Here is a 12,715-nt window from a genome sequence, read left to right as displayed (position 1 = left end):
TTCATCTTTTTCGAGTTTTTTAAAGTCCATATTATAGATTTAATTTGCCCTGTTTAAATCCAATTTTATTTTAAATAGGTTCTTTGTCAGAGATATACAAAACTTTTTAACTTTGTATTTGCAAAATATAACTAGTTATTAAAATGGAAAAAATCGAGCACATCAATTATATCAAATCACCCATTGCGGATGTTTATAAGGCATTAACAACACAAGCTGGTCTTGGTGCTGTCTGGACAGAAGAATTAATTGTTAAGCCAGAATTGGGTTTTATCAATGAGTTTGATTTTGGAGATAATGATAACACAAAAATGAAAGTGTTAGAATTGGTTCAAAACCAAAGAATACTATGGGAATGTGTAGCGTCAGATCAGGAGTGGGTCGGGACGAAGATTTCATATGACTTAACTGAAAAAAATGGAGTAACATCGGTTGTTCTTAAGCATTTTGATTGGCGCGAACTGACCGAATTTTACCAATGGTGTAATTATAATTGGGCGATGTTTTTGTTAAGTCTAAAAAGTTACTGCGAAGATGGTGAAGGAACACCTTATCAAAAAAGGAAGTTTTAGAATTTATATTATTACCGATTTTTATTTTCAGCAGTTTTAATGTCTTTATATATAGCTAATATTTCTGGATAACTCCAATAGAAAGAGGTATTGATAGAATATCTGGCGTCGTCTTCATCGATGAATTCTAAATAATAGACATGCGGTCTTCTGTTTGCTTGTTCTTTCAAACTAATATCGATATTCTTAATCACGAGTGTTTTCTCCCAAGTTGTATTATATCTTAAGCCTTTAAGGATTATGCTTTTGTTGTTTATTTGAATTTCATTTATAAAAATAATTGCTCTTTTATATGCTTTTATGAAGCTATACAATGCTAGAAAAAAGAATAAACATGAAATTAATAATGGTATAAGAATAGGGTAATATACTTTATCATAATTTGACATTTCAGATCCGAAGATGCGGATAAATATTCGGGAAACAATTAATAAACCTAGACTTATTAGTGTGATAAAAAAATCTAGTCGTTCTATAAAGTGTATATGTTTGTTTCTCATAAGGAATATTGAGTTAATTGTATCGGCTAATAATTATCTGGGGGAAACGAAATCTGTTATAAAAAAAATGCCCTCGATTAAGAGAGCATTTTATATATCTATAAAATAGTGTTAAGCAACTTTTTTGATTAAATCAAACATCGGGCAACGACTACAACGCTTGTTTTCGCTTTTTTTGTATTTTTCGCAACAACTCGACTTGCAATTTTCAGCACGTTTAATTTTATCAAGGATATCTTTTTTCTTCTTTTTCTTTTTATCCTTTTTTTTGTCCTTGTCTTTAACCTTATCTTTCTTGCCCAATTTTCCTGTGAATTAAAAAACTGATGCAAATATAAGTTATTTTTATATATTCTAAATAAACTTTAACTATTTTGGATTAATTGCGATAGAACTTGTAACAGTTAGTTGCTTGATGTCACGGTCGAATAAGTATAAACCACCTTTATCATCGCCAATTAAGTTAATTTTATCTAAGATAGATTTTGCAGTAGCTTCTTCTTCAATTTGTTCAGAAACGTACCATTGTAAGAAGTTATGAGTAGCATAATCTTTCTCAGAGAAAGTAATATGCACTAATTCGTTGATAGATTCCGAAACAAATAATTCATGTTTGTATAATTCTTCAAACATTTCTTTAAAAGTAGCGTAACTAGTCTTTGGTGCTTTAAGATCTGTAATTGTTGTTGCTCCTCCACGCTCGTTAACATAACGAACTAGTTTTAGCATATGTGCACGCTCTTCGTCAGACTGTGTATACATAAATTCTGCAATTCCTTCCAGTCCGTGAGCTTCTGCCCAACAAGCCATAGATAAGTAAGTTTGAGAAGATTCTGCTTCTATGCGAATTTGCTTGTTTAGCGCTGTTTCTATATTTTTTGATAACATAATCGTGAGTTTTTTGTAAAGTTAAAAAAAATTAAGCAATCCAAGGAAACCTTAATCTTTATTAGAAACAATTCAGATTCAGACTAAATACAACATCGTTTCGTTATTGCTCATAATGAGTCTTATACAACTATAGTAAGATAGAGAGTGGATCATGATTAAATAAAATTTTTGAGGCATAAAAAAAGCCCTAAAAGATTTGTCTTTTAGGGCTTGAGAGTTTATTAAAAAGAATTTATTTTACTTGGAAAGTAACTCTTCTTGCCAATCTTCTAGCTTCTTCTGAGTTTTTCTCGATAGATGTATCAGCACCTTTACCAACTACATTTAATCTTGAAGATGAAATACCAGCTTTTTCAAAAATAGTTTTTACGTTATTAGCTCTTAAGTTTGATAATTTATCGTTGTAATCTGATTTACCAACTTGATCAGCATAACCAATAATATCAAGAGTAGTTGATGGGTTTTTTCTTAAATAAGTTAAAACAACATCGATAGCTGCAGTAGAATTTTCTATTGGAGTCGATTTGTTAAAATCAAAATAAACACTGTAGTATTTATCGTTGATCATTTCTTTAACAAGATCTTTTTCAGGTGCTATTGGAGCAATTACTGCTTTTTCTACAATTACTTGTTTCTCAGGAATTTTATTTACTTGAGTTTGAAGATCAGCTAATTTGCTTTCTAATGCAGAAACATCAGCATCTTGAGCAAGTACAACCCAGTCAGCATGTTTCTCGTTTTTACCTAAGTAAATGTTTAAACCTACTGTACCAGTAAAAAGAAGTCCTGAAAAACCTCTCATACTTCTGTTTTTTGTACCATCAAATGTAGCATCTTGCTCAGCCATAAGAAAAGTAGTGAAATCACCTGTTAAAGCAACTCTGTTAGATAATTTAATCTGACCAGTAATACCAGCCATAAAATTACCTACCCAGTCTTGATCAGTTAATTTGTCGTTTTCAAATCGACCTACGCCAGCACCTACGTGTCCTAATAAACCAATTGTATTAGTCCATGATTCAAAATTCATGATCCTACCTAAGTTTGCAACACCTTGTAAACCGAATCTGTAATATTTAGAACTAAAGTCTAGAGAGTGTTTACCATCTTCAAAACTGTTATATCCCAAATCGGCTTTTAAACCAAATTTGTTATTAAACATGTATCGAGCTCCTAAATCAACTGTAAACGGACTTATTGTAGAAGTTGAATAACCTGATGTAAATGGACGTTGTGGTTTGTTAAAACCACCATCAAATTCTATAGACCATTTATTGTAATTATTTTCAGTTGTTTTTTCTGTTTTTGTCTGTGCATGTAAGTTCGATGCACCTATTGCAAAAGCCAGAATGATTGTAATTTTTTTCATTTTAATTTGGAATTTTAAATTTGTCCAAACAAACAAAATTATCAGAAAATTCCGTATCCTAAAGAAGGTATAAAAGTAATAAGATAAGACAAAAACAAGAATCTGTAATTAAATAAAAAAAGTCAGCTATATGGCTGACTTTTAGATGTTATGGTGATTTTATTAGATTATGTGTTCATTAATTCTTGAAAATAATCTATAAACTGTCCTACATGTAAGGCATCCATTAAGCCATGATGTACATGAATAGACATAGAAATAGTTCTTTTTCCGGTTTCAGAAATCATCATTTTTCCAAAGGAAACTTTTGGGCAACTATCTGGAAAAGTATAACTTCTGGCATGAGATAGAGAAGTGAAATTGATCCAGGGAATTGCTGAAAAATGAATGAGATTATCCTCACTAAATGTTCGGGTAAAAAGTCCCGTTGTATTTTGTATACGCTCGATTTCAGATAATGCAATTTGCTCAAAGATTTTAAAATCCGGATTAAACTCAATTAAAGAAAATCCAAAAGTACCATCTTCACGACCAATTGTTGCTGAACCATTAATGCTATCGTGTATATAAACCCGATCTTCGACAATACGATACTTAAAAGGTTCAATTGCATTTATAGCAACTAATGTTTTATGCAGATAATAAATAAAAAAAGAAGAATTTAATTTCTTCGCATTCGTATAAGCAATCGTACAATCAATCTCGACTGTTACTCCAAAAAAAGGCTCATCCATTTGCTTGAAAAACAGAAAATGTTCTTTTCTGTTCCAAGTTTCCAGATCCAAAAGGGTTTTCATTATATTAATTTATTTACTACGTCGGTTATTTTTTCAAAAGCGAAGAAGTTTTCGTGTTCTACTTTATGACTAATCTTCTCATGTTCCCAAGTTGTATGAAACGGAATATGTACCGCATATCCTCCAATTCCTAAAACAGGTAAAACATCCGATTTTAATGAATTTCCAATCATTAAGAATTCATCAGCTTTAATATCCAAACGCTTTAATAGTTTTTCATAATCAATTTCTTGCTTGTCAGACATTACTTCGATATGGTGAAAATAGTGACCTAAACCAGAACGATGTAATTTACTATGTTGATCTTTTAAGTCACCTTTTGTAGCAACAACAAGTTTGTACTTGCCATGAAGTGCTTTTAGAGTTTCTTCAACACCATCTAGCAAATCGATTGGTTTCTCGAGTAATTCTTTTCCATACTCAATGATTTTTCCAATAACCTCGATAGAAATCGTATTATTCGAAATTTGTATTGCTGCTTCAATCATCGAAAGGATATATCCCTTAATTCCATAACCATATAAAGATAGATTCTGAATTTCGGTTTTAAATAATTCCTGTGATAAACCTTGATGCGAAAGATAATCTTCCATCAACACACAAAATTTTTGTTCCGTTTCCTGAAAATAAGGTTCGTTTACAAATAAAGTATCATCGGCATCAAATGCGATTACTTTAAGTTTTGATATTTTGTCTTTATGTAACATTTAAAATTTTGTTTAAAGGTTGAAGTTTTCTTAGTTTAAATTCTTTTGCCACAGATTAAATGGATTTCAAAGAATTAAAAAATAATCTGCTCAATCTGCCAAATCTGCGAGAAACTTTATCGTTAAAAATTAAAAATCCGTTTTTATTCGTGTTTTCGCTTTAGCGAATCTGTTTAATCCGCGTTCTATTTTTTTGCCACAGATTAAATGGATTTTAAAAAACTAAAAAATAATCTGCTCAATCTGCCAAATCTGCGAGAAACTTTATCGTTAAAAATTAAAAATCCGTTTTTATCTGCGTTTTCGCTTTAGCAAATCTGCGACATCCGCGTTCTATTTTTTGCCACAGATTAAATGGATTTTAAAAAACTAAAAAATAATCTGCTCAATCTGCCAAATCTGCGTGAAACTTTTCTGTTAAAAATTAAAAAATCCGTTTTTATCTGTGTTTTCGCTTTAGCGAATCTGTTTAATCCGCGTTCTACTTTCGCATCCCAATTCTAATTCTTAGAAAGCAGTTTCTTAATTGAAATAGTTTTATCGTAAAACGTAATCCGAATTCCGAATAACAAAATAATTCCACCGAAAATCATCTGTAAAGTTATTTTTTCTTCTAAGAATAACCAAGCCAATATCGAAGTTAGTACCGCTTGACTTAATAAACTTAGAGAAACTCTTGTAGCTCGCATATGTTGGGTAGCATAACTTATAGAAAGCCAAGCGCACAACTGACAAATTACAGCCTGAAGCACTAATACAAACCATCCGGTATTTGAAAATCCAGTAAAAGGTTCGTTTAAAGCATAGCAAAGAATCCCCAAATAAAGACTTGAAGTCAATAAACTAATAGTCATAAACGATAAAACATCAACTTCTGTAAGGACATTTTTGCTCACCAAAAGATAAATCGAATATAAAATCCCTGATAAAACAGCTAACAGAAAAGCCTGATCAAAATTCAATTCCAGGAAAAAACTAAAACCAACTAAAGTAATCATTCCAAATAATGCTACAACAGTTCCAATCCAGAAATTAGTTGCTGGTCTTACTTTCAAAAAGAAAAAAGAACCAATCCCAACCCAAAGCGGGGACAAGTTTGTTAGCAATGAAGCTTGTGTTGCACTCGATTCTTGTATGGCAATATTCCAAACAGCAACATCAGACGAGAATAATACGCCACAAAGTGCAGCTAAAAGCACGAATTTCGTTTTTGGAAGTTTAAAACTTTTAGTGATAAGCACATAAGGTAAAAGCAATATTATAGCAAACGTCATGCGATAAAAAGCCGAAATTAATCCAGGTGCTAGTTTCAATTTAACCAATATAGGGAAAATAGATATGCAGAGTATTCCACAGATTAATGCTAATCTTGGTTTTGTAATTTTCATTTTTAAAGTTTTTCAAGCTTAGTACAATATATTTAATTAAGCTTTTAAATTATGCCTTTCGGGAAGTGTTTTTTTTGGGCAAAAATACAGCAAATTAAAATTATTTGCGATGTGTTTAAAAGTAAAAAACGCGTGAATCAATTAATAGATTCACGCGGTTAGTATTCGAAATTAAAAAGTAAGAACAGAGATAGATTTTAGTCTACAAATTTTCTTATAATATATTCTTTAGTCTTATTATCATAATAGCCCAAATAATAAGAGTCAGTTTTAAATAGTGTTTGTGAGGATACATCATTGTTGTCATCAAAAAAAGTTCGAATCTTATCAAATGCTAACGGTTGTAAATCTCCTTTTATGTGATTTCCTTCATTGTCGAATAGACCTTCAACTTTAACTACTTTTTTGTTAGAATAGGAATTAAAGCTTTCCATTGTCGGGCTAAAAAACACAGCTCCAGCTATTGCACCAATAAGTCCAAATTGATTCATTGCCGCTTGACCGCCAGATTGCTGTCCTGCAGAGACGCCTCCAAATGTTATCAAAGTGCTTTCTCCCATATGGTAACAAGAAATAGCAGTGTTTAAATTGTTTATTTTTCGTATAAATTGAGAGCTGTTATCCAGAGTTCTTTTTCCTCCAAAAGCTCCACCTTCCTGATAAATTTCAGAATTTTTAAAGTCGATCGGATTAGCTGCATTGGCGAAGTATTCTTTTATTATATTATCGTCTAAATCTTTTATTGTAAAATAAAACAATTCAGAAGAGGTTTTTACCTGATATAGTTTATTGTCAAAAAAGAATGAGTTAGAATTCAGAAAATAGCGCTCATTCACACCTATTGAATGTTTTTTCACCATTCTTTCAGTAGCAATAAAACGATCTAAATCTATACGAATAACTTGAGTATAGTCGATATTAGCATCAAGAGTTATTATGATTTGTTTATTATCAAAATAGCATTTTCTCTTTTTTGCAGCATCGGTTAAAGAAGTTGGATTTTTAACATTGATATTTTGCAATGTAAAAGGAATTTCAAAAGGAAGTAGGTTTTCTTCAAAAACGCCATATAAATCTGTTCTGGTATAACCATATCTAAAAAAACGAAAACCATCTAAATTGATTATTTGCTCTTTATGATTACCATCTTTGTCAAAAATATGAAGCTTGAAATTATTGCTTTTTTTTATGACACTTAAAATATAGAAATTTTCATTTCCACTAAATTTTTGCAAAATCTTTTCATTTTTAAAAAGAAGGGTATATTGTTGCGTTATTATTTTTCGACTATTAAAGTCATACAATTGAGTAAAAATATCTTCATAATCGTTTGATGCCCAAAATAATCTTGTATTATCATTACTAATATTGTTACCAATCATATTAGAGTACATCTTAGTGTTTGGTCTTTCAGTAGAAATACTGTCTATAATTTGCATTTTTTCGTTAAGACGAATAGCTTTTACCTTTACTTTATCACTAACAAATAATGTAACTTCTTTTTTATCATCATTTATAGTCTGAAAAACATCACGGTTCTTTTTTAAATCAACAGTTGTAGAGCTTACGATTTCTTGCGAGAAAGAAGCTAAACTATTTAAAAACAAATAGGTAAGGAGTAATTTTTTAAGCATTTTTAATTTATTGGAGGTTTGATTTTTGTCTGGCTAATATCTTGTTTTTCTCTTAAATATAATTAGGTAAGAAAAGTTTTTTTTAAAGTAAAAAACGCGTGAATCAATTAAGAAATTCACGCGTTTTATTATTTTAATCTCAGACATTAACCATTTTATTACAAGCTTTTTCTATTTGTTTATCCGAAAAAGGCTCAAGTGATTTGGCGAGCATCCGACTAGTTTTTATGCAACCAATCATTTTAGTTCTGATATCGAGATTATTCCCAATTTCAGATTCTAGAATCATATCGAATATTTCAGTTAAATATTCGGGTTGATTTCTAAATTCACCTTCAAGCCAAAGGGCAGAAAGGAAATTTGCCACGGATGGCATTACATCATCATGTGATAGTTTTTGATTTTCTTTTGTCATAATCGAAAATATTAAACACACGAAACCCTCGCTTTAGATGTGACAAAATACCCGTAAGGATAGATTTCCCATAGTTTCCACAGGGACATCATGGCGAGGGAATCGCTTATGTTAACTTATAATAAAGTTTCAGGATTGCTCCTTAAGGTATTTTGTCAGTACAAACTTACGAATATAAAATTAGTTTAGATAAAAAAATATGTATTTTGAACATGTCCAAAATATTTACTTCTTAAGAATAATTATCGTAATCAGTTTTATCAACATTTTGAACGTATGCAGCAACAAATATTCCTAACAAAAAGAAGATAGCATGTTTGAATTTTTCTAATTCATTATCAAAATCATTATTTTTAAATATCAGCTCTTTCTTGGAAAGATGTGTATAAAAATCGGTTAAATGTCTTTCTTGATATTGTAGTTTATGAGCTATATCATTTCTTAATTTATTTAATAAATGTAATTCCTCATAGAGATTAATTAATTCTCCACCAATATTTCCGAAATGTTTTAAAAGACCTAATTTTAATGAGAAAGTGTAATTTTCTTTAAAAAAGTCAGGTTCTTTTTTATTAGACAAAGATTCGAGATATAAATTTATAATATATTCAACCAATATATGGCCTTTAAGAATTAATAAATTAAAGTCATCAATATCATTGAGCTCTTTTATAAAAAGCTCTTGATATTGTTTTATTTTTAGGTTTCTTAGTGGTTCCATTTTATAAATGAATTCTATTTAGTTTATCGTTTCTCCATTTGCAGCCTCGGCATCAGGATTTACAAAAACCAATTTTCCTTCAGCATTTGTAGTCATTAAGATCATACCTTGACTTTCAACGCCACGTAAAGCTCTTGGAGCTAAGTTTGCTAACACAGTTACGCGTTTTCCAACTATTTCTTCTGGCGAAAAACTCTCAGCAATTCCCGAAACAATCGTACGAACATCAATTCCAGTATCAACTTTCAGAATCAAAAGTTTGTTAGCTTTCGGCATTTTTTCCGCTTCAAGGATAGTTCCTACACGTAAATCCATTTTGGCAAAATCCTCAAACTGAATCAAATCTTTCTGAGGTTCAGGTTGCTTGTTTTCAGCAAGATTAGCAGTTTTTGTAGCTTCTAGTTTATCTATTTGTTTCTGAATTTCTTCATCTTCAATCTTAGCAAAAAGTAATTCAGCTTCACCAATCTGGTGTCCAGCAGGAATTAAATCCGAAGTTTCAGCGATGTCACTCCATTTTAGTTTGCCTTCATTCTTTAATATTCTCGATAATTTAGTAGCAGTAAAAGGCAAGAACGGTTCAGATAAAATGCTCAACGCAGCAGCAATTTGTAATGCTACATACATCTGAGTTTTTACACGTTCCGGATTGTCTTTCATAACTTTCCACGGCTCCTCATCGGCAAGATATTTATTTCCTAAACGAGCAACATTCATTAACTCACCCAATGCTTCACGGAATCTGTAACGTTCTACCGAACTAGAAATAACAGCAGGATATGCTTTTAATTCAGCTAGAGTAGCTTCGTCAATCTCCGTTAATTCATTTGGAGTAGGAATAAAACCGTCGTAATATTTATTAGTCAAAACTACAACACGATTAATAAAGTTACCAAAAACGGCAACCAATTCGTTGTTGTTTCTAGCCTGAAAATCTTTCCAGGTAAAATCATTATCTTTAGTTTCCGGAGCATTAGCTGTCAGTGCATAACGCAAAACATCTTGCTTCTCAGGAAAATCTTCTAAATATTCGTGTAACCAAACCGCCCAGTTCTTAGAAGTCGAAAGTTTGTTTCCTTCCAAATTCAAAAACTCATTTGCAGGAACATTGTCTGGCAAAATATAACTTCCTTCAGCTTTAAGCATTGCAGGGAAAATAATACAGTGAAAAACAATATTGTCTTTCCCAATAAAATGTACCAGTTTCGTATCTTCATCTTTCCAGTACGGTTCCCAATCTTTACCTTCGCGTGCAGCCCATTCTTTAGTCGATGAGATGTAACCGATAGGAGCATCAAACCAAACATATAATTTTTTCCCTTCAGCACCTTCCACAGGAACATCAATTCCCCAGTCAAGATCACGCGTTACAGCACGAGGCTCAAGTCCACCATCAACCCATGATTTTACCTGACCATAAACATTAGGTTTCCAGTCATTTTTATGTCCAACCAAAATCCATTCAGTCAGGAAATCAGTATATCTGTCTAGAGGTAAAAACCAGTGTTTAGTCGATTTTAAAATTGGAGTTTCACCAGTAATAGTCGATTTCGGATTGATCAAATCGGTTGCATTAAGCGTAGATCCACATTTTTCGCACTGATCACCATATGCTTCCTCATTGCCACATTTAGGACAAGTCCCAACAACAAAACGATCAGCAAGAAACTGATTCGCTTTTGCATCATATAATTGTTCCGTTACTTCTTCAATAAAATCACCTTTATCATACAACGTTCTAAAAAATTCCGAAGCTGTATCGTGATGAATTTTAGCCGAAGTTCTAGAATAATTATCAAAAGAAATTCCGAAATCGATAAAAGATTTACGGATAATTCCGTCATATTTGTTAATAACCTCTTGCGGAGTAATACCTTCCTTCTTAGCTTTCATAGAAATCGCCACACCGTGCTCATCGCTTCCGCAAATAAAAGCCACATCTTTCCCCTGCATACGTAAGTAGCGAGAATAAATGTCCGATGGCACGTAAACGCCCGCCAAATGGCCAATGTGTATCGGTCCGTTCGTATAAGGTAAAGCAGCAGTAATGGTATATCTCTTAGGATTTTGTAACATAAAATTGATTTTTATTTTTCTGATAAAGCCGTAATATAAGCCGACTTTAGGTTTTATTATGATAAATTCTGTGCAAAAATAAGCAATAGAATTGAGTCCCGACGCTTCGGGATATTCTTTTTTATCAGGAGCTATTTCCAGCTATCCACTTTATCTTTACTTGCCTAAAGAAGGCAAGCAAAGGATGCCGTTCCTATCTGGGCTAGAAAACACCAAGTTTTGTACATTATAAGGATAAAGACGAAGTGTAGCAGAGTCACAAAGTAACCAAACAACAAAAGTACTAAGTCGTAAACTTGTCAGACTGAGCGGAGCCGAAGTCTCATAAAAACCTTTGCGAATCTCTGTGCAGCCTTTGCGAAACTTCGTGTAATAGATTCTCAAAACATGACAAAGCAATGCAAAGAAAAACCTTTGTGAACCTCTGAGTAGCCTTTGCGCAACTTTGTGTAATAGCTTTTCCTCAAATTATCTCAAAGCATTGCGAAGAATTATTTAAAAAACCTTTGTGTGACTTCGTGTAATAGCTTACCACATAAAGTAGAATTAATTTAAACTAAGCCTTCAATCCATAAAAACCACAATCTAATGCAAATCGTTCGGAATATATTTTGCAATCTTTGATGCAAAAAAAAGAAAAGAACATTATGAGCAAGACTAAACTAATAATTAATAAAAACGGATCTATCAAGATAGAAGGTGATTTCGAAATATTGGATTCAGAAGGAACAGTTTACGGATTACAAGGAAGAGCTGCATTAGGGCTTTGTCGTTGTGGATTATCTGTTAATAAACCTTTTTGTGACGGTTCACACCGTAACAACTTCGAGCACGATTCAAAAGCATTCGATTTGCCACCAATGAAAACGAATTAAGAATTCTATTTCTCAAAAACCTAAGAAGAAGCCCTCTCAAATTATGAGAGGGCTTCTTCTTTTATGTACCTATATATAAGGAGAGCTTTTCTCCTTATATATAGGAGAAGCTTTTTTAGGAGCTATTTCCTGCTCCCGAAGCTTCGGGACGCTCCAATCTCGTCCTTTTTAAAGGAAAAAGGCCAAGGGTTTCCCCCGATGCTTCGTGGCTATCAGGGATAGGAAGCTCAAAATCTGCTCTATCAGCTAAATCTGCGAGAAACAAGAATGCGAGAAACCCCAAGAAATCCAGCAAAACCAAAGGAAAAACGAGTCAAATGCCCTAAAGTACCCAAAGCAGATAGAAAACAACAAAAAATAACAGCCCGTAAGGGGTGTGTTATCAGAGTATTAAGAAAAGAATAAAAAATAAACAAAAAATACTCGCTAAAAGGTATTGTTTATCTATATAAAGGTGGTAGTTTTGCACCCGCAACAACGACAAACGTTCCTTTAAATACTGGCAAGCAAGACGAATCAAATTAGAAATAAAATTCTAAAAAAAAAAGATTTAGAAAAGCTTGTGAGAATGGAAAACGGATGTTACATTTGCACCCCGCAAAACAACGGAAAGTTCCTTGAAAGATTGATAAGAAAGAAGAAAACGGAAACGAAAATTTTCCAAAAAAAACTTCACAAATTTCTTGCCAGTTAGAAAAGACTTTTCTACTTTTGCACCCGCTTTGAGAAACAAGCGACATTAAAAAGAAGAACACGTTCCTAGACATATT

The 12,715-nt window shown here is 32.2% G+C and carries 13 protein-coding genes; 2 read left to right on the top strand and 11 right to left on the bottom strand.

The genetic code is table 11. From position 1 onward, the window contains the following. Positions 1-143: 143 nt before the first annotated feature. The gene (locus OA93_RS23325) at positions 144-572 is read left to right on the top strand and encodes an SRPBCC domain-containing protein (RefSeq protein WP_039116607.1); all 429 of its coding nucleotides are present in this window, start codon (positions 144-146) and stop codon (positions 570-572) included. A gap of 11 nt (positions 573-583) precedes the next feature. On the opposite strand, the gene OA93_RS23320 is transcribed toward OA93_RS23325, so the two are convergent. The 10 genes from OA93_RS23320 to metG all read right to left on the bottom strand — a co-directional run bounded on the left by OA93_RS23320 (position 584) and on the right by metG (position 11,070). Next, entirely contained in the window at positions 584-1,072 is a 489-nt protein-coding gene (locus OA93_RS23320; protein WP_131474524.1) for a hypothetical protein, read from the bottom strand. 369 nt (positions 1,073-1,441) lie between these two features. Further along, the gene (locus tag OA93_RS23310; protein WP_035620004.1) at positions 1,442-1,960 is read right to left on the bottom strand and encodes a ferritin; all 519 of its coding nucleotides are present in this window, start codon (positions 1,958-1,960) and stop codon (positions 1,442-1,444) included. Positions 1,961-2,195: 235 nt separating this feature from the next. Continuing rightward, positions 2,196-3,332, bottom strand: coding sequence for an OmpA family protein (locus OA93_RS23305; protein WP_039116602.1), 1,137 nt, complete (start codon positions 3,330-3,332; stop codon positions 2,196-2,198). A gap of 167 nt (positions 3,333-3,499) precedes the next feature. Next, positions 3,500-4,129 (bottom strand): chloramphenicol acetyltransferase, encoded by a 630-nt coding sequence (locus OA93_RS23300; RefSeq protein ID WP_039116600.1) that lies wholly within the window; start codon positions 4,127-4,129, stop codon positions 3,500-3,502. Continuing rightward, positions 4,129-4,836 (bottom strand): HAD family hydrolase, encoded by a 708-nt coding sequence (locus OA93_RS23295; RefSeq protein ID WP_039116599.1) that lies wholly within the window; start codon positions 4,834-4,836, stop codon positions 4,129-4,131. The genes OA93_RS23300 and OA93_RS23295 overlap by 1 nt, the downstream gene beginning before the upstream one ends. 500 nt (positions 4,837-5,336) lie before the next feature. Then, positions 5,337-6,224 carry a DMT family transporter gene (locus tag OA93_RS23290; RefSeq protein ID WP_039116596.1) on the bottom strand — a complete coding sequence of 296 codons (888 nt, stop codon included), beginning with the start codon at positions 6,222-6,224 and terminating at the stop codon, positions 5,337-5,339. A 197-nt stretch (positions 6,225-6,421) separates the two neighbouring features. Next, positions 6,422-7,858 (bottom strand): hypothetical protein, encoded by a 1,437-nt coding sequence (locus OA93_RS23285; protein WP_039116595.1) that lies wholly within the window; start codon positions 7,856-7,858, stop codon positions 6,422-6,424. Between the two features lie 139 nt (positions 7,859-7,997). Further along, positions 7,998-8,273 (bottom strand): hypothetical protein, encoded by a 276-nt coding sequence (locus OA93_RS23280; RefSeq protein ID WP_039116593.1) that lies wholly within the window; start codon positions 8,271-8,273, stop codon positions 7,998-8,000. Positions 8,274-8,505: 232 nt separating this feature from the next. Next, the gene (locus tag OA93_RS23275) at positions 8,506-8,994 is read right to left on the bottom strand and encodes a hypothetical protein (RefSeq protein WP_039116591.1); all 489 of its coding nucleotides are present in this window, start codon (positions 8,992-8,994) and stop codon (positions 8,506-8,508) included. Positions 8,995-9,012: 18 nt separating this feature from the next. Next, positions 9,013-11,070 carry a methionine--tRNA ligase gene (metG, locus tag OA93_RS23270; protein ID WP_039116590.1) on the bottom strand — a complete coding sequence of 686 codons (2,058 nt, stop codon included), beginning with the start codon at positions 11,068-11,070 and terminating at the stop codon, positions 9,013-9,015. 647 nt (positions 11,071-11,717) lie between these two features. Here metG and OA93_RS23265 point away from each other — a divergent pair. Next, on the top strand, positions 11,718-11,945 hold the full coding sequence (locus tag OA93_RS23265) for a CDGSH iron-sulfur domain-containing protein (protein ID WP_039116640.1): 228 nt from the start codon (positions 11,718-11,720) through the stop codon (positions 11,943-11,945). Positions 11,946-12,060: 115 nt separating this feature from the next. On the opposite strand, the gene OA93_RS25230 is transcribed toward OA93_RS23265, so the two are convergent. After that, positions 12,061-12,228 carry a hypothetical protein gene (locus OA93_RS25230; RefSeq protein WP_165572137.1) on the bottom strand — a complete coding sequence of 56 codons (168 nt, stop codon included), beginning with the start codon at positions 12,226-12,228 and terminating at the stop codon, positions 12,061-12,063. Positions 12,229-12,715: the final 487 nt, after the last annotated feature.

The sequence above is a fragment of the Flavobacterium sp. KMS genome, from assembly GCF_000813005.1.
In the GTDB taxonomy this organism is placed as follows: Bacteria; Bacteroidota; Bacteroidia; order Flavobacteriales; family Flavobacteriaceae; genus Flavobacterium.
The sequence above is the reverse complement of the archived record's forward strand: the minus strand, read 5'-3'. Positions and strand labels throughout refer to the sequence as shown.